Origin of the sequence: Uliginosibacterium sp. 31-12 (genome assembly GCF_030548425.1) — a bacterium.
In the GTDB taxonomy this organism is placed as follows: domain Bacteria; phylum Pseudomonadota; class Gammaproteobacteria; order Burkholderiales; family Rhodocyclaceae; genus Uliginosibacterium; species Uliginosibacterium aquaticum.
In genome coordinates, this window is the sequence record NZ_JAUOOA010000002.1 from 244,104 (window position 1) to 269,338 (window position 25,235).

A 25,235-nucleotide genomic window follows, 5' to 3' on the forward strand; every position below is an offset into this window, starting at 1 on the left:
CGAAACCATCCACAAATCGGATTCAAGCTGCGGCGCACAAAATCTATACATGGCGCGCTCCGAGTCGCAGCCACCGCCGCATTTCGACCGTTCGTCGGGAATGCACGACTCAACTGCTCAAAACCTGAGCAAATTTAATTTATTTACATATAGAGATTAAGAAAAATAAGGGTAATCACCTACACCACAAAACCTAAACTAAAGTAGTAAGACAAAGTTCTGCCCGGCGTTTACCGACGCATCGCATCAAAGGCGCAGCTGAACGCCAACGACAAATTAAAGCGTGCTTGGCCATGGCCAGCCAGTTTCTGCCCCCAGGCGGTTCGTCACACAGAGCGGAATGCGCACACGCGAAGAATGCTCACCGCTCGATGAGCACGCCAAACAAGCCTCCTGAATCAGGCCGCTCCGAACTCACAAACAAAGTGCAAGACCAGATCGGGTCAGCGATCAGCCATGCATGGCAAAGCGAGCAGGTCAGCCTACATTGCTCGAGACTGACCATGCAGTGCTTGTGATGTCTGCAACCGGCAGCGCCGGACCTGAGCCGGCTCAGTCTGAGCAAGTAACCGGGACCGCACCTGCGCACGGCCCCATCGTCAAACCGGCAGGCTCAGCCCAGGCCGGCCGAGGTCTAGCGGCATCACTTCTGGTTCAGCACCGAGGCTCGCTGCAGGCGTGCACACCAAGCCGGATACTCGCTGTCGAGCAGCTTGGCCGGCCACTGACCGTACCAGGCATAGCCCGTGCGTCGCTCGTGGTGGATGTCGGCATACTTCGCCACCCGGATGCCATCCCGGTTAGCCAGCACCACGCTGTTGTCCTTCAGGTCATAGAAGCGCGCCCACAACAGCGGCGCAGCCGGATCCTCGACCAGCAAACGGTCCGTCGTCGCGGTGTGGTACTCGTACTTGACCGGCTGATCGAGCTTGACCGTCTCGATCTTCAGTCCCTTCAGGGCCGAGCGCTCGAACCATTTCACCCCGCCTTCGATTGCGCGGATCTGGGCCGGCGTGGGTTTGTCGATCCCCATCAGGTAACGCAGCATCTCGATGCTCTCCTGCGACACGATGGAGGCCAGCTCGAAGCTGCGGCCATTGGCAGGAAGCAAGGTATCGGGGTGATATTGACCTGCCCAGCCGGCCAATTGGCCGTTCTGCACGATCTGCAACTGCAGCACGCAAGCATCACCACGCTTGACGGCAGCCCCTGCCCGCGCACGGGTAGCCGCGGGCATGAAGGCAAAGGGCGCGCTACCGGCGGCGATCTTGCGCAGGGTGCGCAGCACGCCGGAAGTCACCTCGTCCGCCATGGTGATGTAGGGGTGATAGGACTGCTCGCCCGGCACGGTGTGCGGCCAACCACCACACTTCTTGTGCTGATTGTTCAGGGTGAAGTCCAAACCACGCAGCAGGGCTTCGCGATAACGCGCCTCCCCCGTCTGCCCATACACGGCCGCCAAATATTCAATCTGTGAATAGACGTTGCGGTTGTCAAAGCTGGCCGACTCGATCTTCTGCTCTTCCTGGATCTGAGCCTTTTCGGCATAGCTCAGTACCCGTGTAGGGTCGCGATTCTCGATCCAGCCTCCGTTGAGGCGCTGGTAGAGCAACACATTGTTAGCGATCTCCCGGATCTGCTCCGGGGCGTACTTCTCGTACTTGTCGCCGTAGCGATTGCGCCAGTGCTTGATACCGTCGTCAAAGCCCTGCAGCGATACCGCAGTGTAGCCAGCCGCCACGGCCTGGCCACCCAGCATTCCAAGCAGTACCCCGAGCAGCGCGCTGCGAATCATCTTGCGAGTCATGTGTCCCCCCGGAACGGGTTATCGAGTGCCGGGGATCATAGCCCAGAGTGGATCAGGCAGAAGAACTGGAAATACCACGCAGAAAACGCTGCAGGATCACGCGCAACGACTCCTGCGCAAGTGGCTTGCTGAGGTAATCATTCATCCCTGCGGCAAGGCATTCATTACGATGTACTTCGATGAAATTGGCGGTCAGTGCCACAACCGGCAGGTCGTGTCGACGCAAGCTGGAATGAGGGTCGCAGATCTGGCAGATAGCATCCAGCCCGTCCATTACCAGGCCAAGGCAAGGCATCCAAGGGCTGAGCGAGGCCCCAGTAAGGACCATCGTCCAGGAACACCGGTACGCGGCAAATCAGCCCCCTCCCCCCCTGCACCAGCCTCACTGGTCCGGCCAGGAAAGGGCTGCGCTAGCGAAAGATCTTTAGATGGCCGGCCGTTGCTACGGATTGTCCGGGTAGTACCGCGCAATCGCACGCTCATTGCCAGCGAGCGGATCGACATGGCTGATCCGATTGCCGGGCACGATACCGATGTTGCGGATGGCGTGGCTGTTTCCATAGAGTATCGTCAGCACGCGGCATATTTCCTCGGCATGAACCTCGCCACGATCAGCGCGAATGAAGGCCTCCACACCGCTGACCAGGTAGAGCGTGGAGATCTGCTCGCTCTCGATCCGCGCGCGCAGGGCATACCGCCGTTGCAATCCTTCCTGCACGGTCTGACGCTTCCGCTCCTGGCGCACGAACAGCGCGCTCAGCGCGCCCCCGCCAGCAACAGGCACAGCGCCACCACAGCGGGTAAAAGCGCGGGATGCGTGTCTTCACGAGCAGAACGCCCAAAGTCTCCTGCCGGCCGGAGGAAACAGGCGCCCCTCACCACACCCGTCGGTAGGCACTAAAGGCAAAGCTGCCCAAGGCTTCAGCGGACGTAAAAAACCGGCCTCAGCGAGGCCGGTTTGTGGGGACACAAGTCCTCCCGAGGCTCAGGCCGCCACGGCGCCTTCACCACGAATCGCTGCGGCCAGGGCCATGTCACGCACCAGCACATGCTCGCGCAGCCAGCTGGCGAGAAACTGATCGATATCCAGCTGAGCGGTGCGGGCACCACGTGCCACGCGCGATTGCAAGGCACAGACCTCGCTCACGAAACGGTCGTGCTCGGCCTTGTGAGTGGGGTAATGCGGATAGCCGATCTGGCGCATGAAGGCTTCTTCGCGCGCGAAATGGGCTTCGGCGTAGTCACGCAGAGAATCCACGATGCTCTGGGTTTCCTGATTGATCTGACCGGAACTCATGTCCTGATGCAGGCGTTCGAGCAGGCTGAACAGGTTGCGGTGATCATCGTCGATAGCTGCGTTGCCAACAGCCAGATCACTAGTCCATTTGGCGAGACTCATGGGGAAATGCTCCTTGATACCGAGAGGAAAAACGGGTGCGCCGAAAGTCCCCGGCGCTTGGTGTCAATGATTGCCCCACTGGCAAGCGGCGGGTTGACGCAACACATCAAATTGCATTTTTTCACCGCCTCGTTGCAGTTTTCTATTGAGAGCCCTGCGCCAGCGCAAGTCCGACGGCAAGACGAAAAAAAGGCCGGCACCGCAGTGCCAGCCTTTACTTGTTACTTACCCGGAAGGCTCAATCCCGCGAGAGGCGGGCAGTAAACACTTCATCGGCGTGATCCGGAAACTGGTAGCGCTCGAAAGTGCCACGGATCTTGTCCATGTGACGTTCTGCGTCCTTGTCGAGAAAGCTGATGCCCAGCGGCTTGCCATTAGCCGCGAGGGTCATGAAGGCAAAACGCCAGCGCCAAGTTTCAGCCAGTCGCTCGCGCAACTCGCGTTCGTTGGTAATGGCCACGCCTGCCGCCTTGATCGACTCAAGAAACTCGACGTAGGTCTGATCGCAAATCTGTTGTCCCATCTCCTGCTTTCCTTTCAACGCAAAACTGCGTCCTCCATGCGGCAAATAACGCGGCCTGTACGGGCAGGTTGACAGGTTTTTGCAGTTTTTTTCAGGGCTCGCTACGTACCGGCCCTGTCAGGAGCGGAAACGGGCGCTGCGGCAGCATCGACAGCCAGGCCGCCACGCCCGCCAGCGCTATGCCGGCCAGTGCATCCAGCGCCACATGCTGACGCGTCGCCACGGTGGACCACACAATGGCCACACACCACAGCGCGCTCGCCCAGCGCAACCAGGCCGGGCTGCCGAAATCCCGCAGCAGGCGATGCAGCCAGATCGCGGAGAACACAGCCGTGGCCACATGCAGCGAGGGGCAGGCATTGCCGGCCGCATCCACCCCCTTGAGGAAGGCCATACCCGGATAGCGGGCCCAGTCGATATCCGCTGGCGGCACAGCCGTGGGCCACAGATAGAAACTCACCAGACCAACAATACACAGCAGACCGATGCGCACGCCGTAAGCCACGATATCGACGCGCCGGAGCATGAAGATCGGTGGCAGAGACACGTAGGCCCATAGAGAAAGGTAGGGAATCAGGGCAAGTGGATGGAAGCTGATCCATGAATCCAGCCAGATCCTGGGCATGATGAAAGTTACATTCGCCGGATTCTTAAGCAGATAGATGTAGGCCAGAAAGAAGACAAAGGTGAAGCCCATGGTGCCCAGGCTCTTGAACCAGAAGCAGCGGCGCAAGGTCTGCCAGAAGCGCTGCCCCCAACCCAGATGATGCATCTCGTGTTCCAAACCGGTCTCCGACTCTAACTGCAGCCACCCAGGGCATGCACCTGCTGCATTGTGCCAAAGCTCACCTGCCAGCGCTCACCCAGTGCGACGGAAAACGGCTGGACCCCGCTCTGCTGAAGGGATAAAATCCCGCACTTTTCAAAGACTTAGAAATCCACGTCAGCCCGATGAGCGGTTCGTGCGTTTCTTGTCTTGTCTGGGTAAACCCGCAGCAACACCATGAACCGAACTCGTTCCCGTCTGCCGCTGATAGACACGCTAAAGGCGATCGCCTCACAACTGATCGTTCTTCATCACCTCGCCTTTTACGGCCCGATGTCTGACATCGCCCTGCCCTTGGCGCCTGACGCCATCAGCTGGCTCTACGACCATGCGCGCATGGCGGTTCAGGTATTCCTCGTGCTGGCGGGCTTCCTGGCTGCCCGCAGCCTTGCCCCGGCAGCCCTGCCCGGCGCCATCCAGCCGCTGCGCCTGATCTGGCAACGCTACTACCGTCTTGCCGTACCGCTGGCCATCGCCCTGCTGATCAGCGTGCTGAGTGCTGCCCTGGCCCGCCAGCTTTTGAACCATGAATCCATTCCTGCCGCACCCACCCTGTGGCAGATGGTTTCTCACACACTCCTGCTGCAAGGCGTTCTGGGACAGGAGTCCCTGTCAGCCGGGGTCTGGTACATCGCCATCGATTTCCAGCTCTTCGCCATGCTCTGCCTGATCCTTGGTGCCGTCAGCAAGCTCACCCACCCGGCACGCGTCGCGCTGTGGCTAGTGGCGGGTCTGACCTGTGCCTCGCTCCTGCACTTCAACCTGCAGTCGGATTGGGACAACTGGGGGCTGTACTTCTTCGGCGCCTACGGTCTGGGCGTGATGGCTCAGTGGAGCTCCCGTCACCGGCATGGCCGGGCCTGGCTGCTACTGCTGTGTTCGCTGGGCCTCGCCGCACTGGCCTATGAATTCCGGCCACGCATTGCGCTTGCCTTCGCAACCGCCACGCTGCTGGCGGCCGCTGCCCGCTCCGGCTGGCTTGAGCGCTGGCCGGACTTCCGCCTCAGTGCCTGGCTGGGCCAGATTTCCTATTCGGTGTTCCTGATTCACTTCCCGGTCTGTCTGCTGGTCAATGCCGTGTTCTCACGCGTCGCGCCAGACTCACCCGCATTGAACCTCGCCGGCATGTTACTGGCTTGGCTGTTCAGCATCGGGGCCGGCCATCTGTTCTATCACCGCGTCGAAATCGGCCTGCGCCCGCAGGCTGCCGTCCGCGCACTGCGCACTGCACTCAGCGGAGTCTGACTTGAATCTGCCATCCCCCGCCGAGCGCCGTCAGCGCCAGCGTTTTGCCGCCCTGCGTGAGGGCAAGCCTTGTATCGAAATCCAGATCGGCGATGCGCGTGGCACGCTGATCGATCTGTCGCTGGATGGTTTCGGCCTGCCAGCCACACTTCCGCTGCCCAGTACCCCCTTCGACTTCGTCCTGCGCCTGATTGACGGTTTCGGAGACAAGGTGCGCGGGCGCGCCGAACTGGTCAGCCTGACCGGAGAAGGCTCGCAGCGCCAGCAAGGTTGCCGTTTCATCGAACTCGATGCTGCCGGCGCCCAGACCCTCAAGGAGTGGCTGGTGGTGATCGTGATCTGCAGCGCCTCGGTGCGCCTCTCCAGCCGCGAGGCCGAAGCCATCGTGCAAGGCCCGTCCCTGATCTGAGCATGCAGAAACACATCGTCATCCACAACGCCGAACGCGACAACATCGACACTTGGGTCAAGTATCGCAACGGGCTGTGCGACAGCTGCAATGCGGTGTGCTGCACCATGCCGGCCGAAGTGCGCGTGCGCGACCTGATCCGCCTTGGCGTGATCGAGGCCTTCGATCTTGAGACCGACCCCAAGCATCTCGCCAAGCGCCTGCAGAAGATGGGGGTGATCGAGCACTTCAACTTCCGCCACAGCCTGTTCACGCTGGCCCGCCGGGCAGGCGGCGACTGCCACTTCCTGGATGCCAGGACACGTCAATGCACCGTGTACGAGAAACGTCCGGACACCTGCCGCGACCACCCGCAGAAGATCGGCCCACGCCCCGGCTTCTGTCCTTACCGCCAGAAAAGCCGGCCAGCGGCACGCTCCGCCGACTGAATCCGCGATTGCCGTCTATAGTGAATGAGCGCCGCCCCTTGCAGTGGCGCATTCAAGGAGGCAGCCATGAGCCACAAGGAACAGCGCGGGAACAAGGAAACCAAGAAACCGGCTTCGCACAGCATGAAGGAAAAGCGCGAGCTCAAGCACGCCAAGAAGCATGCACGCGACACCCCGGTGATCGTGCCGCCGCACAGTCCGCACTAGGATCCATCACAGGGGCCAGACCGACCCTTAGTCAGCAAGCAGCTGATTGAGCAGTTGCGCCAGGCGCAGGCCGGCGCGCTCGATCTGTGCGCGGATCACGGCCACGCTGTGTTGCTGGTACGCAAGATCCAGCACGATCGGTTCGCGCAGTTTGGCGTCACATGAAAAGCCCGGCAGGGGTTCATACACTTCGCGCCGGGCGAGGTCGCGCGTTTCGATCATCCATTGCGTCGGGCTATCCACCGCCAGCCGCTCCCGGCTGACGGGCTGCGACTTGCGCGTCCAGCCAGCCAGCGCCGCATTGAGCAGCACGCCGTCCCACACGGTGTGGAAGGTGTCATCCGGCTTGAGACTCATGCCGGTTACGAGCACTTTTGCCCCGCCACCGTTGCGATTCACGCCCGAATGCAAGGGCATGTGCAGATCGCCCAGCAGATGCACCACCCACTTCAAAGCCTCATTGCGCGCTCGCTGCGGCTGCGAGCGATCAGCCAGCACGGCTGCGTAGCGGATGATCAGCTGATCGACGCAGTTGCCATCACGACAAGCGCCCAGTTGCTCACTGCAAATCTGGTTGCTACGCACATGCCAGCCCTTGTAGGCAGCGGGATCGGTTTTAACGGCCTCATCGCGGATCTCGTCCGGCCAGGACGCGATCTCGCTGAGGTGCTTGCGCCCCGAAGATTTCTCCTTGCGGTCCAGATCCCCCACCAGCAAGGCACTCACCTGTCGCAACGCAGCCGGGCTCAACTGCGCCTCGGCAATAGCGGCCACGGCGGCATGGCCCTGCGCATTCCAGGCACGCGCCCCGCCAGAGATGCAGAGCAATGCAGCCACAAGCAGAAGACGGGACAACATGACGCCTCCTGATCAGTAGTGCGGAGGGATTTCCTCGCGCAGATCGCGCTTCTCGGCACTCCCCTCCGCGCCCCCCTGCATCTGCTGGTAAAGCAGACGTAGCTGCGCCTGCAGATGATCAAGCTGTTCCTGCTGGCGCCACACGGTGCGATTGAGTTCCTCGAGCAGATCCTCAGCCAGACAGAGCTTGCTCTCGAGATTGATGATGCGATCTTCCATGGGGCACTCGGCAAGGCGGATGAAGGCCGCCATTGTACCCGCCCCTCCCCGCCCGCCAGCGTTTGCCCGATACTGTGCTCCCATCGGCAGCCTCGTCTGCCATTGACTTGCCCGCCGCCAAGGAGCCCCGCCCGATGCACACCACGATCATCAGTGCCGCCACCCTGCAAGCCCATCTCGCTGATCCGGCCTGGGTCGTTCTGGATGTGCGCCACGAACTCTCCGACCCGCAAGCCGGCCGTGCGGCCTATTCGGCCGGCCACCTGCCCGGAGCGTTCTTCCTGCATCTGGATGAGGACCTCTCCGGCCCGAAGAACGGCAGCAATGGTCGCCACCCGCTGCCGGATCGCGCCAGTTTCGCCGCCCGCTTGGCCGGCCTGGGTGTCAATCAGGCTTCGCAGGTGGTGATCTATGACGCTCAGGGCAGCATGATGGCCGCACGCCTGTGGTGGATGTTGCGCTGGATTGGCCACCAGGCCGCAGCGGTTCTGGATGGTGGCATGCCGGCATGGCTGGCCGCTGGCGGGGAAATCAAGAGCGCACTACCGCCCGCTCGGAACGCGGGAGACCTTATCGCCGGTGAATCCCTGGTGGGTAGCATTGATGCCGCCGGAGTCATGAGCAATCTCGCCGCGCAGGACAAGCTGGTCATCGACGCGCGCGCGCCGGATCGCTTCCGTGGCGAGAACGAAACCCTTGATGCGGTTGGCGGCCACATCCCGGGCGCGTGCAACCGCTTCTTTCGCGACAACCTGCAAGCAGATGGCCGCTTCAAGCCCGCGGCTGAGCTACGGGCGGACTTCACCGCCCTGCTCGGTGCCCGCCCGGCCTCCCGCATCATTGCCCAGTGCGGCTCCGGCGTGACCGCCTGTCACAACCTGCTGGCACTGGAGATCTCCGGCCTGCCGGGCGCCATTCTTTATCCGGGTTCGTGGAGTGAATGGAGCAGTGATCCGGCCCGGCCGGTCGCGACCGGCAACTGATCAGGCATGCATGCCCAGGGTGTGCTTGCAGTGTGGATAGGCCCGGCACCCCCAGTAGCGCCCCTGCCCGTTCTGGCGCGGAATCATCTTGAGGAGGCAGCCGGGGCAGGTGGGCGTCGTGTAGTCACCCTCCACCGCCAAGTTCAGCAGGCGCTGACTGCTTTCCTGCGGCAAACGTCCCAGCAGGGCGAGAAACATACGGTCATCCACCAGGGTGATCTGCTGCCCCCGGGCGAATTCCTTGGCGGCGCTGCTGAAACGCCAGGCCCCCATGAAGAAGGCCCGCTCCACGCCAGCCTCGTGCATCCGCTGCACAAGAGGCTGGAGGGCCTCGACGTCAACCTCCTGGCGCCCGCGCGCCTTGCAGTGCAGCAGCGAGAAAGGCTGCTCACTGCCGGCCTGGCACAGCAAAGCCTCCAGACTGCCATCCGCACCGGCCGTTACCTCCCGCGCAAGCAGTTCTCGCTCCCTGTAGAAGGCCAGGCACAGATCCCCCATGCGCTTCCATTCCAGCGCATGCAACAAGGCGAGGCTCCAGTCGCGGGGTTTGGCCGCAGGCTGACTGGCCAGGCTGACCACCGCATCCAGCGGTGCCGGACTTGCTGCGGCATCGTCAAGCTCAGGGGCCTCATCCTCGGGCGCATCCTGAATGTGTCCGAGCCCGCGCAGAATGGCCAGCACCAGCAAGCCATAGCACACGGGCAGAACCAGCCACGACAGCCAGCCGGCCGATCCGCTGTGCACCGCACGCGGCAACACATCCCCCAGCACGAAGAGCGCGAACGCCCGCAGTGCCGGCCCCTGCCAGCCGGTGCCGAGCCAACGGGATGCACCAAGCAGCGCAATGGATCCAGAGGGAACAGAGTCAGCAGCATGCATAGCAGCGTCTCGCGGTAAGCGTGTCATTCCCCGATCATAGCCAGCGCATTCTTCCCCGTTCCCCGCAGGCCACCAACAGCGGACGAGTGGCCGAATCGACAAGCCTTGCGGGCGCTAGACTGCGGCTTCTGCCACCCCGGGTCCATCGCATGGACGCAACTCGCAGCTCTACCGCTCCGCAGCATCTACTGCTGGCCCTCGTGCTCGCAGGCCTCCTGCTGTTTGCGGCACATGCGGCCAGCACGCGCCTGCTTGCCCCTGCGCCGGTAGCGGCCGCGCAAGCGACGGCCAGCGCCCCCAGTGATCTCGTTGCCCGCGCTGAAGAAGCCAATCAGGCTGAACTGCGTCGTGCCCGCGTCGCCCGTGAGCAGCAACTCATCGAAACCGATCGCCAGCGCCGCGAGCAGAACATGCAGGCCGCCCTTGCAGCCCGCGAGCAGGCCGATGCCTTCGACCGCATCGAGCGCGAGCGAAAGGAGCAGGCCTGGCAGCGTTTCTATGTCAAACCGCGCAAGTGCAACAATGCCAGTGAGCCGGCGATCACCGTCGAATGCAGCAACCACTTCCTGCGCGAGCAACAACGCTTCGAGAAACAGTGGGCCGAGGGCAAGCCGGACAAGCCTTGATCTACAATCGTGGCTGACCACCCTACCGGCCCGCCATGCTCAGCTATCGCCACTCCTATCACGCCGGCAACCACGCCGATGTGCTCAAGCATTCCATCCTGGTCCAGCTCCTGGCTTATCTCGGCCAGAAGGACAAGGCTTTCCAGATCATCGACACCCATGCTGGCGCCGGCCTGTATGCGCTCGACTCCGTCCATGCCGAGAAGCTTGGCGAGTTTCGTGGCGGCATTGGCCGTCTGTGGGACCGCACCGACCTGCCACCGATGCTGGCCGCGTATGTCGCCGAAGTGCGTGCGCTCAATGGCGACGGCACGCTACAGGCCTACCCCGGCTCGCCCTGGTTTTCCCAGCGCGCATTGCGCGAGCAGGACCGCATGCGCCTGTTCGAACTGCACAGTACCGACTTCCGCACCCTGGATAGCTACTTTGGCCAGCAAGGCAAGCAGTGCAAGGTATTTGCGGACGATGGCTTTGCCAACCTCAAAGCCCTGCTACCGCCACCGAGCCGGCGTGGCCTGACCCTGATCGATCCTTCCTACGAGCTGCGCGAGGATTACAGCCGCCTGATCCAGGCCCTCAAGGATTCGCTCCTGCGCTTCCCCACTGGCATGTACGCCATCTGGTACCCGATGCTAGCCAAGCCCGAATCGAAGCAGCTGCCCCGCCAGCTCAAGGCACTCGGCGCCAGCAACTGGCTGCACGCCACCCTGAGCGTCCGTGGCCCCTCACCGGAGGGCTTCGGCATGAATGGCAGCGGCATGTTCATCATCAATCCGCCATGGACGCTGGCCGCCACGCTGCAGGCGGAACTCCCCTGGCTCACGGCCGCACTTGCCGAAGATGAGGGAGCCTGCCACACCCTTGAGCATGAAAGCACCTGAAAAGCGCAGTGGCATGTGCCGGAGGTCATGACGCAGCGCTAGAATGGCTCGCCTTCCGGCATTCCCGCCACACAAAGGAGAGTCCCCCATGCGCAAGATCGTGATCGCCAGCCTCGTCGCCCTGTTTGCCAGCAGCGCCTTTGCCGCCACCTGCGATGAGCAGGCCGCCGACAAGAAGCTTGCCGGAGCCGCGAAGACCAGCTTCCTCAAGAAGTGCAACGCCGATGCCTCGGCCGCAACCCCCAGCGCCTGTGATGCCCAGGCTGCCGAGAAAAAGCTCGCAGGCGCCGCCAAGAATAGCTTCCTCAAGAAGTGCGAAGCCGACAGCAAGGCCACCAGCGCCGGCAACACCTGTGAAACCCAAGCCGCCGAGAAGAAACTCGCGGGAGCCGCCAAGAACAGCTTCGTGAAGAAGTGCGTGGCTGACGCTAGCGCCACCAAGTAAGCCCTGGTCACCTGACGACGGGCCTGCCCACAAGTACTCTCGGGCAGGCACGCCGCCGGGCCGTTACCGATAGCTGGCCTTGCCTGTTTACCCCGTCACAATGAATCTGCACTGGTTCGATCAGCTCTTCAGCAAGCATCCTCATCCGGATGCACGTCCCTTGCTGCGCCGCTTGCGCCAGGGCGTGCTGGTGTTCTACGCGCTGACCCTGCTGATCGTGCTGCTGGCCGTGGCCTGGATCAGCTATGCCGACTATCAGGGCACCTTGCGCAGCGCTGAACGCCAGGCCCTGTCCCTGGCCCGCTCACTGGACGAGCACGCCACCCGCTCACTGGTCTCGGTCGAGCAGGCCATGCAGAACGTGGCCGAAGACGTCGAGCGCGCCGGCGGCATGAATAGCCTGGATGAACACTGGGCGCACGAACGGATGAAGGGCAAAGTCGAGCTCACCCCGCAGATCCGCGCCATCATCGTCATGAATAGCCGCGGCACCCTTGCCGCCCATGGCCTCGAATACCCGACCCGGCGCGTGGACCTCTCCGACCGCGCCTACTTCGCCTATCACCGCAGCCACAACGATGTGCGCCTGCGCATCGGCGAGCCGATCATCAGCCGTACCGACTACAAGTGGCTGATCCCGCTGACCCGCCGCATCAATACAGCCGACAGCCAGTTCGATGGCGTGATGCTCTCCGGCGTGGAGCCGGATTACTTCCTGCGCTTCTACGATTCCCTGCAGCTCGAGCGCGGCACCAGCATCCAGTTACTGCGCACCGATGGCGTGCTGCTGCTCAATCACCCGCTGGACATCACCCAGCTAGGCAAGAACCTGCGCGACAACGACAGCGCCAGCTTCGATGCACTGCAGCTCAACCGCACCGCCTTCTTCCGTGACCAGAGCGCAGAGGGCGATCACTTCGTCGCCCAGCTGGTCAGCGCCTCCAGCGTGCCAGTGATCGTGCGGGTAAAGCTCGATACCGAACGCGTGCTGGCCAAGTTCGTGACCGATACGCGGATGCGTGTCGCGCTCTCCTCACTGATCCTGGTCGCCCTGAGCCTGATGCTCTTCGTGCTGCTGCGCCAGATCCGTCACGTCGAGGAATCCGAATCACGCCTGCAACTGACCCAGTTCGCGATGGATGAGTCGCCCGAAATGATCCTCTGGTGCGACTCCGGTGGTCATCTTCAGTATGCCAACCGGCGCCTTGCCGAGGTCAGCCAGTTCAGCGCCAGCGAGCTGCTGTCGATGGGTTTCGGTGAGCTGATCGGCGACTCCGAGCAACGCTGGGAGCAACTCGAGAACACCCTACGCATCGTTGGCCGGCAGAGCCAGGAAAGCGTCCTGCGCTGCAAGAATGGCCAGCGCGTACCGCTGGAGCTGACCGCTGCACGCATCTCGGACAAACATCGCCATTACCTGTGCATCACTGCCCGCGACATCAGCGAACGCCTTGCCGCCGAGGAAGAGCTGCGCCGCCATCGCGATCACCTGCAGGAGATGGTCACCGAGCGCACGGCGGAAGTACGCACCGTCCTGGATGCCAACCCGCTTGCCATCGTGCTCTCGGTGCAGGAGCACATGCAGCTCGTCAACCCGGCCTTCGAAGCCCTCTTTGGCTACGGCATGAGCAGCATCAACGGCCTGCCCGAGCGCCTGATTCATGCCTCGGAAGAATCCTACAGCCAGACCCGGCGAGCCATCGAGAATCGCGTCGCCCTCGGCGGCACCTACCGCGGTGAAGCCGAGCTGCGCCGCAGCGACGGCTCGATGTTCTGGGCCATGCTGTTTGCCCGCGCACTGGTGCCGAACGAGCCCGAGCGCGGCCTGGTCTTCATCATCGAGGATGTAACCGCCCAGCGCACCGCTGCGCTCGCCCTGCGTCAATCCGAGCAGCTCAAGCGCTCGGTGCTCGACACCACCGCCGACAGCTTCGCCCTGATCGACCGCCAGCGCCGCTTCGTAGACGTCAACCAGGCGCTATGCCTGCAACTGGGCATCAGCCGCGGCGCCCTGCTTGGCCAGACTCCCGAAGCCGTATGGGGCGAAGCCATCGCCGGACGCCTCTTCCCGCAAGATGACAAACAACTCTCCGCCACGGCCAGGCGCGAGATCATCCTGCCGATTCAGGATGGCCAGCGCCATCCCTTCATGGTCAGCTACGGCCTGATTCCGGACGATCGCGGCGAGACCGAATATGTGTTCGCCTTCCTGTCGGACATCTCACGCCAGAAGGAAATCGAGAAGACCCTGCTCGAAGCCAAGGAAGCAGCCGAAGCGGCCAGCCACGCCAAGAGCACCTTCCTCACCAACATGTCACACGAGCTGCGCACGCCGATGCACGCCATCCTCTCCTTCTCCGAGATGGGCCTGCACAAGTCCGGCGCCAATGAGGCGAGCGAACTCGCACGCTACTTCGAGCGGATCCAGAACGCCGGAAAACGCCTGCTTGCGCTGCTCAACGACCTGCTCGACATGTCGCGCCTGGAAGCGGACAAGATGAGCTACGACAAGGCCCGCCACTACCTGCAGAACACCGTGCAGGCCGCCATCGCCGAGGTGTCCTCACTGACCATGGCGAAAGCACTGAGCCTGCTCAACAATGACAGCTACCCGCGCCTCCTGGCCACCTACGACAAGGCCCGCCTCACCCAGGTGCTAATCAATCTGCTCTCGAACGCCATCAAGTTCAGCCCCGCCAAAAGCAGCATCGAGATCGACTATCTCAGCGAGGCGGACCCGGTCACTGGTCAGCCGGTGGTCGGCCTCACCGTGCGCGATCATGGCCCCGGCATCCCTGAAGGCGAGCTCGAACTGATCTTCGACTCCTTCGAACAGAGCAGCAAGGCGCCAAGCCCTGGCGGCACCGGCCTGGGGCTCACCATCAGTCGCCGCATCATGCTTGATCATGGCGGCAGCATCTGCGCAGCCAATCATCCCGATGGCGGCGCCGTCTTCACCATTCGCCTGCCCGCCGAAGCGCCCAGCCCGGCACTTACCGAGCACGCCTGAAACACCCCGCGCGCCGCAACTGCGGCGCTGCATGACGCCCTGCTGCACCAGATCAAAGATTCGCTCCCGCTTGCCGTAAACGACAGGATGAGCGGTGCTGGGCCAAGGGCGTGGCACGTTGCTTGCACTATCGCGCAAGCCCGGCTCCAGGCACTACCGGCACGAGCGGAGAATGATGAACGCACGCCTCACCGAGACTCTTCGCCTAAACCTGTTGCTGGCCGCTGCCAGCGCCGGGCTGGGCGCGCTCGCCCTGCGTGTTGCGATCGACCCCGGCATCACCACACCGATCTTCCCCGGCACCGGCATCGCCCTGGCCGCCCTGCTGCTCTTTGGCCTGCGCGTACTGCCCGGCCTCTACCTTGGCATGCTGTGCGTGCAGCTCGCCACCTCGCTCAAGTTCGGCTTCAATCCGCTGCTCCTGCTGGGGCTGCCGGCCAGCGTCTGCCTGCAGGCCCTGTTTGGCCAGTGGCTGGCGCGCAGCCTCAAAGCATATCCCTCAGCCCTCGACGAAACCCGCGAAGTCGCCCTCTTCGTTGGCATCGTCGCCCCCATCGGTTGCCTGCCCAGCGCCACGCTCGCCACCTTGCTGCTGCAAGTGGGCACCCAGGATGCGGGGCACGCCGATTTCTTCAACTGGGCCAACTGGTGGATCGGCGACACCCTCGGCGTGCTGATCTTCACCCCGATCTGCTTCACCCTGCTGGGCCGGCCAGCCAGCCACTGGGAAGGCCGCCGCCGCACGCTGGGCATCCCGCTGCTGCTGGCCACCCTGGTCATTGCCGGCGCCCTGATGCTGGTCCGTCAGCGTGAAGAGATCCGCCTCCAGTCCGAATTCCTGCGCGACGCCGAAAGCGTTGCCAGCGTTCTGCATAGTCGCCTGCAAGCCAAGCTAGACATGCTCCTGGCCCTCGAGCGCCATCTGAGCCTCAACGAAACCCCACTCACCCCGCGCGACTGGCAACGCCTCACTCATGCCTGGCTCAACCGCTATCCCGGCATCGTCAACCTGACCTGGAACCCACGCATCCGCTTGGCCGATCTGGCCAACTTCGAGCGTGCCCAGCAGCGCGCCGGGCGCAGCGGCTTCCGGGTCATGGACCGCGATCTCGCCGGGCATCTGAAACCCGCCGAGCCCGCAGACGAATACTTCCCGATCACCCTGATCGAGCCACTCGCTGGCAATGAAAAAGTCCTGGGCCTGAACCCGGCCGGCTACGCACGCGGAGCCATCCCGATCGGCGTCTCGCGCAGCACCGGTCGCCCTGCGGCCAGCGATCCGATCACCCTGGTTCAGGGAGACCGCAGCCAACCCGGCGTGATCGTGTATCAGCCGGTATTTTCAGACGACACCCTCAACCTGCGCGGCATGGTGACACTTGCCATGCGCATGGAAGACATCGTCGCCCTCGCCCGCGAGCAGATCATCTCGCCACACATCAGCCTGTGCCTCGCCGACCGCAGCGCCGAACCCTCCTCCCAGCGCCTCGCCGGCCCGGCCGACTGCGCCCGCCCGGACTGGGCCGACAGCGGCCGCATCCTGATCCGCAGTATCGGGTTTGCCGACCGCGAATGGCAGATCATCCTGCGCAGCGAAGCCCATTTTTCCTCGGCCAGCCGCAGTTGGGCCTCGGGCGCCGCAATCGGCTCGGCGCTGGTCTTCTCGGCCCTGCTGAGCGCCTTCCTGCTGCTCACCTCGGGGCGGGCACGCCGCACCGCCGAACTGGTGGCCCAACGCACTGCCGAGCTGGCCCGCGCCAGCACCCGCCTGCGCGACCAGCAGGCCCTGCTGGCCCAGGCTCAGCGCATCGCACGGATGGGCAGCTGGGAACTCACCCCGGGTGGCGGCACCCTGCACTGCTCGGAAGAGTTCCTGCGTTTGCTGGAGCTGCCGGGCAGCACCCGCGTGCAGCGCGAGGACTTGCTGCTACGCCTGATCCCTGACGATCGTTCGCATCTCGATATGGCACTCGAAGAAGCTGCCCGCAACGGCAGCAGCCAGGCGCTGGACTGCCGCATGGCCGATCAGAACGGCGTCGAGCAGATCCTGCATTTCCAGGTCGAGAGCGAATGGTTCATGGGCCGCCTGATGCGCGTGTATGGCACCGCCCAGAACGTGACCAGCGCCCGCCAGGCCGAGGCCCACATCCAGTACCTCGCCCGTTTTGATGCCCTCACCGGCCTGCCCAACCGCAATTACTGGCTGGAACAGGCCCGCGCCGTACTGGCCGGCGCGCATCGCCATAGCGATCAGGCTGCAGTCCTGTTCCTCGATCTCGATCACTTCAAGACCATCAATGACTCCCTGGGCCATCAGGTAGGCGATGAACTGCTGGCCACCGTGGCCCAGCGTTTGCGCCAATGCCTGCGCGCCGAAGATCTGCTGGCCCGCCAGGGGGGCGACGAGTTCGTACTGCTGCTACCGCGCCTGAGCCACATCGAGGAGATCACGGCAGTGGCCGGCAAGCTCGTCAGAAGCCTGGCGGCCCCTTTGCAGATCGACGGGCACGAACTCAGCGTCTCGGCCAGCATCGGCATTGCCCACTATCCGAGCGACGCCGAGGATATCGACACCTTGCTCAAGCATGCGGACGTGGCGATGTACAGCGCCAAGCAGTCCGGCCGCAACAACTACCAGTTCTTCGTGCCGGAGATGAATCAGCGCGCGATGCAGCGCCTGCAGCTCGAAACGGCCCTGCGCCGGGCCATCGAACGCGGCGAGATGGTGCTCCATTACCAGCCTCAGATGGAGCTTGAAACGGCACGCATCGACGGCTGCGAAGCCCTGGTGCGCTGGCAGCACCCGGAACGCGGCATGGTGCCGCCGATCGAGTTCATCCCGCTGGCTGAAGAATCCGGCCTGATTCTGCCACTGGGCGATTGGGTGCTGCGTGAAGCCTGTGCACAGCAAGCCCGCTGGGCCAGAGCAGGTATGCCGCTGGCGATGGCTATCAACATCGCCGCATTGCAGTTCCAGCAGGCAGACTTTGTGCCCAGGCTGCGCCAGATTCTGGAGGAAACAGGGGCCGACCCACGCTACATCGAACTGGAGATCACCGAGGGCGCACTCCTCGCATCCACGGACGAGCTGGTCGAACGCCTCGACGCGCTCTGCGCCATGGGGCTCTCTCTCGCCCTGGACGACTTCGGCACCGGCTACTCCTGCCTCGCCTACCTCAAACGCCTGCCCATCCAGCGCCTGAAGATCGACCGCTCCTTCATCAAGGACTTGCCGGGTGATCTCGAAGACGCGGCCATCGCCGCAGCCACCCTGTCCATGGCGCGCGACCTGGGCATGCGCGTCGTGGCAGAAGGCGTAGAAAACCCGGCGCAACGCGACTACTTGATGGCGCGAGGCTGCCACGCAATCCAGGGCTATCTGATCGGGAAACCCCAGCCTGCCGCAGCCTTCGAAGCCTGGCTACGGCAGCAGGAAGGCCTCCCGGGCAGGTCCGAGTCAGATTGAGTGGGCACCTCCGCCAGCGGCGCATAATTCCGCTCAACCTGCTGCGGATGTCCGCAACTGGGTTCCAGAAAAGGAGCAGCAGCATGCACAAGTCGCTTTCCGCGAGTCTGATCGCACTCGCCTGCCTCATATCCAGCAATGCGCTGGCGCAATACGTCTATCCGGCCAAAGGCCAGTCTGCCGAGCAACAGAAGAAGGACGAATACGAATGCCACAGCTGGGCCGTCGGCCAGACCGGCGTGGACCCCACCAAACCTGCTGCGGCCGCACCCGCTCCTGCCCCCGCACCAACGGGCGGACGGGTACGCGGAGCCGCCGCCGGTGCGGCGGTAGCGGCCATCACTGACAATGACGTTGGCAAAGGCGCAGCCGCCGGAGCCGTGGGCGGTGCGGCGGCCCAACGTGGCCAAAGGCGCCAGCAGGCCGCGGCCCAGCAGCAACAGGCCACCGCCCAGACGCAGGGCAACAGCGCCGCTTACAACCAAGCCCGCGCCGCCTGCCTCAGCGGCCGCGGCTACAGCGTCAAGTAAGACGCGTGCCGGGCGGCCCCGCCGTCCGCCCGGCCGCTCACTGCGCCCGGGGCGCCCCCGACTCAGCCCCGCCGAGCGCGGCATACAGCTGCAGCAGCGCCGCCTGCGAGCCGCGCGAGGCCTGCACCGCACTGAGCTCAGCCGCCAGCAGATCCTGCTGGGCATTGAGCACCTCAAAGTAATCCGTCACCCCGGCGCGGTAGCGCATGTCCGCCAGACGCAAGCGCTCTCGCGTGGCCTTCACACGCCGTGCCAGAGCATCGCTCTGCTCAGACAGACGCTGGAAGCCGACGATCGCATCCTCCACCTCGCGCAGGCCCTGCAGCACGCTACCCGCGTAGGTTTCGGCCGCTTCGCGCTGGCGCGCCTCGGCCAGATCAAGCTGGGCCATCAAGCTGCCACCGTTGAAGATCGGCAGATTGATCACACCTCCCGCCGACCAGGCCTCGGTGCCGGTGCTGACGACTTTCGAAAGATCGTAACTGGCCCAGCCCAGCATGCCGGTGAGCTTGATCGACGGCAGCCAAGCCTTGCGCGCGGCGAATACGCCATGCTGGGTGGATTCCAGCGCACGTTCAGCGGCCCGCACATCCGGCCGGTTCAGCAGCAGATCAGCGGGCAGCCCCACCGGCAGTGCGGTCGGGCGCGACAAATCGCTGACCATGCCGCTACGCGGCACCGCATGCGGCGGGCGACCGATCAGGATGGCCAGCGCATTCTCCGCCTGGGCACAGGCTCGCCCGATATCGGCGCGAGTCGACTCGGCGCCGGCCAGCGCAGACTCAGCCTGATTCACATCCACCATCGACACCACGCCGCCCTTGAAGCGGCGCCGCACCAGATCCAGGGAGGTGGCCTGACTGGCCACGGTACGCTCGGCAATCAGCAACTGCTCATCAAGCTCCAGCAGCAGCAACCAGCCCCCTGCAACCTGGGTATCCAGGCTGACCTGGGCAGCCCGGTAGGTTTCCTCGGCGGAGAGCCAGCTCTGGCGACCGGACTCGGCCTGATCGGCAATACGCCCCCACAGATCGAGTTCCCAGCTCAGTGCGGCGGCCAGTTGGGTGGATTCGCCGATCTGGTTGTCCAGTGCGGCACTCACCGGCTGCTTGCCGCGTGAGGCCGCGCCCTGCGCGTTCAGCGCCGGCCAGCGCTGGGCGCGCAGCACGCCATAGCTGGCAGCAGCCGCATCGACGCGGGCCGCCGCGGCACGCAGGCTGCGGTTATTGTCGCGCGCGGCCTGCAGCAGTGCGGCCAGATCCGGCCGCGCAAACAGTGCCGCCCAAGGGGCCGGCGCATCCGCCACGGTCTGGCTGGGCAGGCTGCGCCATTGCTCTGGTATTTCGAGGGCCGGACGATCTACCGTGCCCGGCGTGGCACAGCCGGCCAGCCACAGGCTGATCGAGAGAACGAGGCAGGTGTGCTTCATCATGCGTCCTCCCCCTGACGGTCTGCCGTGCCACGCCCCGCATCCCGCGCCGCATCGCGCGAACGATTCATGGCGTAGAAAAACAGCGGCGTGAAGAACACCCCGACCAGGGTCGCCGCGAGCATCCCGCCCATGATGCCGGTGCCTACCGAATGCTGGGTCGCAGCGCCGGCCCCCGAAGCCGTCACCAGCGGAATCACGCCGAGGATGAAAGCCAGCGAGGTCATCACGATCGGCCGCAGGCGCAGCTTCGCGGCTTCGATGGCCGCGTCACGGCTGCTCATGCCCTCCTCCCATTTCTGCTTGGCAAACTCCACAATCAGGATGCCGTTCTTACCAGCCAGACCGATCAGGGTAATCAGGCCGACCTGGAAGAACACATCATTGGCCGAGCCACGCAGAAGCAGCGCCAGCAGCGCACCGAAAATACCGATTGGCACCACCAGGAAGACCGCTACCGGCAGCCGGAAGCTCTCGTAAAGCGCCGACAGGAACAGGAACACGAAGATCAGCGAGAGCAGGAACACGAAGCCCTGCTGGCCGCCGGAGAGCTTCTCCTGCAGCGACTGGCCGGCCCACACAAAGCTCACCCCCTGCGGCAGCTCGGCCTTTGAAATGCGCTCCATGGCCTCGATCGCCTCGCCCGAGCTGCGCCCTGGTGCCGAAACACCATTGAGCTGGATGGCGGGATAGCCATTGAAGCGGCTCAGCGAGATCGGCGCCGAGCGCCATTCCGTTGTCGCCAGCGAGGAGAAAGGCACCAGCTTGCCTTCGGCATTGCGCAGATTGAAGTTGCCCAGAAACTCAGGATCGGAACGGAAACGTGGATCGGCCTGGAGCTTCACTTTCAGGTTGGTACCGAACTGGGTGAATTGATTCACGAAGCTGGAGCCCATCAATGCACCGACCCCGGTGTATAGCTCGGAGAGGTTCACTCCCATGGCCTTGGCCTTATTGCGATCCACATCAAGAAACAGGGTCTGCACATCAGGCGCAGCCACGCTGCGCACGCCTGCAATCGAAGCTTCCTGCGTAGCGGCCTGGACCAGCTTCAGCGCGGTTTCATTGAGTTTGACGCGGTCCCCGTCGGTGGAGATCAGGCGGTAGTCGAAGCCCGAGATCATGCCCATGCCTGAAATGGCAGGCTCGTTGATGGCAAAGATGCGCGCCTCCGGAATCGTGTACAGCGCCCGGTTGGCGCGCTGCACGATGGTAAAGGCATGATCCTTGGCCTCACGCGCAGCCCAGTCCTTGAGGGTGATGAAGAAGAAGGCCTGGTTAGCGTAACGGTAGAAGATCGAGAAGCCCTTGATCGCCAGCACCTGCTCCACTGCGGGCTCCTGGCTCATGAAGTACTGCTCGGCCTTTTCCACCACCGCCTGGGTGCGCTCGGGCGAAGCACCGGAAGGCAGATCGATGGCCACCATCACGGTGCCCTTGTCCTCGTCCGGCACGAAGCCACCGGGAATGGTCTTGAGCAGGAACGCCATGCCGCCGAGCAGCACGGCATAGAGGATGAAGCAGCGCACCCCGCGCCCGAGCATGAAACTCACCACCCCGGTAAAACGGCCTGTCAGGCGCTCAAAAAACGCATCGAATTTCTGGATCAGCTTCGGCTTATGCACGCCCGGCTTGAGAATCAGCGCACACAGAGCCGGCGTGAGGGTCAGCGCGACGATGGCCGAGAGCAGCGTGGAAATCGTGATGGTGATGGCGAACTGCTTGTAGAGCGTGCCGGTCACGCCACCCAGGAAGGCAATCGGCACGAACACCGCACAGATCACCGAGGTAACGCCCACGATGGCGCCACCAATGCCCTGCATGGCTTTCTTCGCCGCGTCTTTCGGTGAGCGCTTCTCGCTGTGCATCAGATGCTCAACGGCTTCGACCACCACGATCGCATCATCCACCACGATACCGATTGCCAGCACCATGCCGAAGAGGGTCAGCATGTTGATCGAAAAGCCCATCACCAGCATGCCGGCCAGGGTGCCGATGATGGAGACCGGAATCGCGATCAGCGGCACAAGTGTGGCCCGCACGCTGCCAAGGAAGAGGTACACCACGACCAGCACCAGCAGGAAGGCTTCGATAAAGGTATGCACCACCAGCTCGATCGACGCATTCACGAAACGCGTCGTGTCATACGAGATCACGCTCTTGATTTCGGCTGGCAAATCGGCGCCCAGCTCATCCATGCGGCTGCGCACCGCCTTGGCAAGCGCCAGAGCATTCGCCCCGGGGCGCAGGTAGATGCCCAGCGCAATAGCCGGCTTGCCATTGAGGCGCGAGGAGATCGAATACTCCTCGCTGCCCAGTTCAACGCGCGCCACATCGCGCAGGCGCACCACAGAACCATCCTTGTTGGCACGCAGGATGATGTCCTCGAACTCTTTCACCTCCACCAGCCCGCCACGCGTCTGCATCGGGAAGGTCAACACCTGACCGCTCGGGGCGGGCGCCTGACCAATTTCGCCGACGGCAAAATTCTGGTTCTGTTCGCGCACACCGTTGATCACGTCGGTCACGGACATGCCGTACTTGGCCAGCGAATCCGGCTCCACCCACAAGCGCATCGAGTACGGATTGCCGAAGAGTGACACATCACCCGCTCCCGGCAGACGCTTGAGTTCATTCACATAGCGCGAGTAAGCCAGGTTGGCGAGATAGGCGGCGTCAAAGCGCGGATCATCCGACTGCAGCGCCACGATCATCAGCATCGAAGGATTGGACTTCGACACACGCAGCCCCTGCTGCAACACCACTTCCGGCAGCAGTGGCTCGACGCGCTTGACGCTGTTGTTCACATCCACCGCAGCAAGATTCAGATCGGTGCCAGGCTCGAAGGAGATGGTCAGCTCCATCAGGCCGCTGGCCGATGCGGTGGACTGCATGTCGAGCAAGCCTTCGATGCCATTCATCTCACGCTCGATCGGCGCGGCCACGGTGGTTTCGATGGTTTCCGGGCTGGCGCCGGGATAGACCGCCGTGATTTTGACTTGCGGCGGTGCGACGTTGGGATACTGCTCCACCGCCAGCTGCTTAACCGAGAGCAGGCCCAGCAGGGTGATGAACAGCGCGATGACGGTCGCGAAGACCGGACGATTGACGAAGAACCCCATGCCGCTCTCCTCAGCGCGCGGCCGGCACGCTGACAGAGGGAGCGGATGCAGCCGCGGGCGTTGGCACAAAAGTCTGCGCGCCCGGGCTCAGTTTCTGCCCGCCTTCCACCACCACCATTTCGCCTGCGCCAAGACCTTTGTCGATAGCCCATTTCTCGCGCTGCCACTTGCCAACCACCACATCGCGACGCTCGGCGCGACCCTTCGCATCCACCACCCACAGATAGTGCCCAGTGGGTGACTTCATCACGGCCTGCTGTGGCACCAGGATGGTGTTGGGAGACTCTCCCGAAGTCAGCTCGATACGCACGAAGAGGCCGGGCAGCAACTCAGCCTTGGGATTCGGCAGCACCGCACGCAGGGCAATGGTGCCGGAGCTTTCGCTCACTTCGATGTCAGCGAAATCAATGCGCCCGGTGGGCTTGAGCTGCGAGCCATCGGGCATGATGATGCGCGCCACCGAATCGCCATGCTCCTGAATCGCGCCGCTCTGCAGCGCCTTGCGGAAGGCCAGCGCATCGCGGTCCGAAATCGTAAAGGACACATAGATCGGATCGAGCTTATCGATCACGGTCAGGCGGGTCGGTGAGCCCTTTCCAACCAGACGCCCCTCAGGCATTTCACTACGCCCGATACGCCCGCTCTCGGTGGCCAGGATGCGCGTGTACTCAAGATTCAGCTTGGCCCGATCGACCTGCGATTCAGCGGCTGCTACCGTGGCTTCGGACTCCTTCATCGAAGCCACGGCATTGTCATACTCCTGCTGGCTGATGGCGTTTTCCTTCACCAGCGGCGCCAGGCGCGCTTCGCGCGAGGCCGCATTGACGGCGGTGGCCTTCTGTTTGGCCAGGCTAGCCTCGGCATCCCGCAGCGCCGCCTCATAGGGTGCGCGCTCCAGCGAATAAAGCAGATCGCCCTTCCTGACCTGGCTGCCCTCAACAAAGTGACGCGTCTCCAGAATGCCTTCCACGCGCGCCATGATTTCCACCGATCGATATGCCTGCGCTCGGCCAACAAACTCGGTCACCACCGGCACCGTTTCACGGGTGGACTTCTCGAGGCGTACCGGCACCGGCGGCGGGCCGGCCTTCGCTACATCCTGCTTGCCATCACAACCAGCCAGCAGGCTCGCCAGCAGCCCCGCCACTCCGATCATTATCGTGCCGCGCATGGAATTCCCCCGTTGAGTCCCTTGCAGCCTCACAGACCACTTGTAATCGGCCGCACCGCCCCTGCGGTATGGATGAGACCTGGCCATTCGGCCACAGGGCCATGCCAACGGCAAGCGCGCGGCAGCCGGACTTTCGGGCAAGGGCGCCGCGCCGTGGGCAGCGCAGCACGGCTCAGGACTTGGCGGGTGCCACGTAGCGCTCGGCGCGCTGGCCACTGAGGCGATAGCTGGCCACGCCGAAGGGACTGTCGATGTGCTCGATGCGCAGCTCCCCACTGATCCAGAAGGGCTCCATCATGCGGCCCCTGAAGGGCTTGTCCATCACCACATGGATCGTCTGGTTGGAGGGTGGCGGCGGCGAATGGATGCAGGCGCCGAAGTAAGGCACCAGCAGGAACTCACGAATATTTTCACGCTCGGCATCGAGTGGCACCAGAAACCCGGCAATTCGTACGTTCTGGCGATCCAGCGCCGGCACCGCCGGAGCCTTGTCCCAGGCTTCACGCATCTTCTGCATGAGCTGATTGGCCTGCGGATCGCCATCCTGCAGGCGGGCGATGTCCTCCTGCTGGATGCCAGCCAGCGGATCCCAGTCCTTCGGCGTGAGATCCTCCCAGAACAATTCACGATAGCTGCTGGCCGCCTTCACGGCAGCCGGCGCGAGACGCTCACCGAGCTTGTAGGCAGGAGCGTCAGTCTGCTGCGGGCCACAGGCCGCCAGCAGCAAAACCATCAGACTGAGGATCAGGCAAAGCAGTCGCTTCAGCTTCAT

Annotated in this window: 24 protein-coding genes; 11 read left to right on the top strand and 13 right to left on the bottom strand. The window is 63.5% G+C overall.

Going from position 1 to position 25,235, the window contains the following annotated elements:
* Positions 1-643: 643 nt before the first annotated feature.
* The 6 genes from pelA to Q3Y64_RS06325 all read right to left on the bottom strand — a co-directional run bounded on the left by pelA (position 644) and on the right by Q3Y64_RS06325 (position 4,501).
* Positions 644-1,807 carry a pectate lyase gene (pelA, locus tag Q3Y64_RS06300; protein WP_303560506.1) on the bottom strand — a complete coding sequence of 388 codons (1,164 nt, stop codon included), beginning with the start codon at positions 1,805-1,807 and terminating at the stop codon, positions 644-646.
* A gap of 52 nt (positions 1,808-1,859) precedes the next feature.
* On the bottom strand, positions 1,860-2,081 hold the full coding sequence (locus Q3Y64_RS06305; protein WP_303560507.1) for a response regulator: 222 nt from the start codon (positions 2,079-2,081) through the stop codon (positions 1,860-1,862).
* Positions 2,082-2,249: 168 nt separating this feature from the next.
* Positions 2,250-2,591 (bottom strand): hypothetical protein, encoded by a 342-nt coding sequence (locus tag Q3Y64_RS06310; RefSeq protein WP_303560508.1) that lies wholly within the window; start codon positions 2,589-2,591, stop codon positions 2,250-2,252.
* Between the two features lie 201 nt (positions 2,592-2,792).
* Positions 2,793-3,206 carry a bacteriohemerythrin gene (locus Q3Y64_RS06315; protein WP_101941413.1) on the bottom strand — a complete coding sequence of 138 codons (414 nt, stop codon included), beginning with the start codon at positions 3,204-3,206 and terminating at the stop codon, positions 2,793-2,795.
* 238 nt (positions 3,207-3,444) lie between these two features.
* On the bottom strand, positions 3,445-3,729 hold the full coding sequence (locus Q3Y64_RS06320) for a hypothetical protein (RefSeq protein WP_101941414.1): 285 nt from the start codon (positions 3,727-3,729) through the stop codon (positions 3,445-3,447).
* A 91-nt stretch (positions 3,730-3,820) separates the two neighbouring features.
* The gene (locus tag Q3Y64_RS06325; protein WP_303560509.1) at positions 3,821-4,501 is read right to left on the bottom strand and encodes a phosphatase PAP2 family protein; all 681 of its coding nucleotides are present in this window, start codon (positions 4,499-4,501) and stop codon (positions 3,821-3,823) included.
* A gap of 231 nt (positions 4,502-4,732) precedes the next feature.
* Between Q3Y64_RS06325 and Q3Y64_RS06330 the strand changes: the two genes are divergently transcribed.
* From Q3Y64_RS06330 to Q3Y64_RS06345, 4 genes are all read left to right on the top strand, one after another.
* The gene (locus Q3Y64_RS06330; protein ID WP_303560510.1) at positions 4,733-5,800 is read left to right on the top strand and encodes an acyltransferase; all 1,068 of its coding nucleotides are present in this window, start codon (positions 4,733-4,735) and stop codon (positions 5,798-5,800) included.
* 1 nt (position 5,801) lies between these two features.
* Positions 5,802-6,209, top strand: a complete 408-nt coding sequence (locus Q3Y64_RS06335; RefSeq protein ID WP_158239152.1) for a PilZ domain-containing protein — start codon at positions 5,802-5,804, stop codon at positions 6,207-6,209.
* Positions 6,210-6,211: 2 nt separating this feature from the next.
* Complete coding sequence (locus Q3Y64_RS06340) at positions 6,212-6,637, top strand: YkgJ family cysteine cluster protein (RefSeq protein WP_101941418.1); 426 nt, start codon at positions 6,212-6,214, stop codon at positions 6,635-6,637.
* 66 nt (positions 6,638-6,703) lie between these two features.
* Positions 6,704-6,844, top strand: coding sequence for a hypothetical protein (locus Q3Y64_RS06345; RefSeq protein ID WP_170020670.1), 141 nt, complete (start codon positions 6,704-6,706; stop codon positions 6,842-6,844).
* A 27-nt stretch (positions 6,845-6,871) separates the two neighbouring features.
* On the opposite strand, the gene Q3Y64_RS06350 is transcribed toward Q3Y64_RS06345, so the two are convergent.
* Both Q3Y64_RS06350 and Q3Y64_RS06355 read right to left on the bottom strand, forming a co-directional pair.
* A complete protein-coding gene (locus Q3Y64_RS06350) occupies positions 6,872-7,702 on the bottom strand; it encodes a S1/P1 nuclease (RefSeq protein WP_303560512.1) in 831 nt (276 codons plus the stop codon).
* A 12-nt stretch (positions 7,703-7,714) separates the two neighbouring features.
* Complete coding sequence (locus Q3Y64_RS06355) at positions 7,715-7,921, bottom strand: SlyX family protein (protein ID WP_101941681.1); 207 nt, start codon at positions 7,919-7,921, stop codon at positions 7,715-7,717.
* A gap of 134 nt (positions 7,922-8,055) precedes the next feature.
* Here Q3Y64_RS06355 and Q3Y64_RS06360 point away from each other — a divergent pair, with 134 nt between their 5' ends.
* The gene (locus Q3Y64_RS06360) at positions 8,056-8,904 is read left to right on the top strand and encodes a sulfurtransferase (protein ID WP_303560513.1); all 849 of its coding nucleotides are present in this window, start codon (positions 8,056-8,058) and stop codon (positions 8,902-8,904) included.
* Here the strand turns inward: Q3Y64_RS06360 and Q3Y64_RS06365 are convergent, their stop codons facing one another.
* A complete protein-coding gene (locus Q3Y64_RS06365; protein WP_303560514.1) occupies positions 8,905-9,783 on the bottom strand; it encodes a restriction endonuclease in 879 nt (292 codons plus the stop codon).
* 149 nt (positions 9,784-9,932) lie between these two features.
* On the opposite strand from Q3Y64_RS06365, the gene Q3Y64_RS06370 reads away from it, so the two are divergent.
* From Q3Y64_RS06370 to Q3Y64_RS06395, 6 genes are all read left to right on the top strand, one after another.
* Entirely contained in the window at positions 9,933-10,409 is a 477-nt protein-coding gene (locus Q3Y64_RS06370) for a hypothetical protein (protein ID WP_303560515.1), read from the top strand.
* 35 nt (positions 10,410-10,444) lie between these two features.
* Positions 10,445-11,290, top strand: a complete 846-nt coding sequence (locus Q3Y64_RS06375; protein ID WP_303560516.1) for a 23S rRNA (adenine(2030)-N(6))-methyltransferase RlmJ — start codon at positions 10,445-10,447, stop codon at positions 11,288-11,290.
* A gap of 88 nt (positions 11,291-11,378) precedes the next feature.
* Positions 11,379-11,735 carry a hypothetical protein gene (locus Q3Y64_RS06380; protein ID WP_101941424.1) on the top strand — a complete coding sequence of 119 codons (357 nt, stop codon included), beginning with the start codon at positions 11,379-11,381 and terminating at the stop codon, positions 11,733-11,735.
* A gap of 100 nt (positions 11,736-11,835) precedes the next feature.
* On the top strand, positions 11,836-14,745 hold the full coding sequence (locus Q3Y64_RS06385) for a PAS domain S-box protein (RefSeq protein WP_101941425.1): 2,910 nt from the start codon (positions 11,836-11,838) through the stop codon (positions 14,743-14,745).
* Positions 14,746-14,917: 172 nt separating this feature from the next.
* Positions 14,918-18,211, top strand: coding sequence for an EAL domain-containing protein (locus Q3Y64_RS06390; protein ID WP_303560517.1), 3,294 nt, complete (start codon positions 14,918-14,920; stop codon positions 18,209-18,211).
* A gap of 83 nt (positions 18,212-18,294) precedes the next feature.
* The gene (locus Q3Y64_RS06395; protein WP_303560518.1) at positions 18,295-18,741 is read left to right on the top strand and encodes a hypothetical protein; all 447 of its coding nucleotides are present in this window, start codon (positions 18,295-18,297) and stop codon (positions 18,739-18,741) included.
* A gap of 37 nt (positions 18,742-18,778) precedes the next feature.
* On the opposite strand, the gene Q3Y64_RS06400 is transcribed toward Q3Y64_RS06395, so the two are convergent.
* From Q3Y64_RS06400 to Q3Y64_RS06415, 4 genes are all read right to left on the bottom strand, one after another.
* The gene (locus tag Q3Y64_RS06400) at positions 18,779-20,173 is read right to left on the bottom strand and encodes an efflux transporter outer membrane subunit (protein ID WP_101941427.1); all 1,395 of its coding nucleotides are present in this window, start codon (positions 20,171-20,173) and stop codon (positions 18,779-18,781) included.
* Positions 20,170-23,292 carry a multidrug efflux RND transporter permease subunit gene (locus Q3Y64_RS06405; protein WP_303560519.1) on the bottom strand — a complete coding sequence of 1,041 codons (3,123 nt, stop codon included), beginning with the start codon at positions 23,290-23,292 and terminating at the stop codon, positions 20,170-20,172. The genes Q3Y64_RS06400 and Q3Y64_RS06405 overlap by 4 nt, the downstream gene beginning before the upstream one ends.
* Positions 23,293-23,302: 10 nt before the next feature.
* A complete protein-coding gene (locus Q3Y64_RS06410; protein WP_303560520.1) occupies positions 23,303-24,463 on the bottom strand; it encodes an efflux RND transporter periplasmic adaptor subunit in 1,161 nt (386 codons plus the stop codon).
* A 172-nt stretch (positions 24,464-24,635) separates the two neighbouring features.
* A complete protein-coding gene (locus Q3Y64_RS06415) occupies positions 24,636-25,235 on the bottom strand; it encodes a DUF3299 domain-containing protein (protein WP_303560521.1) in 600 nt (199 codons plus the stop codon).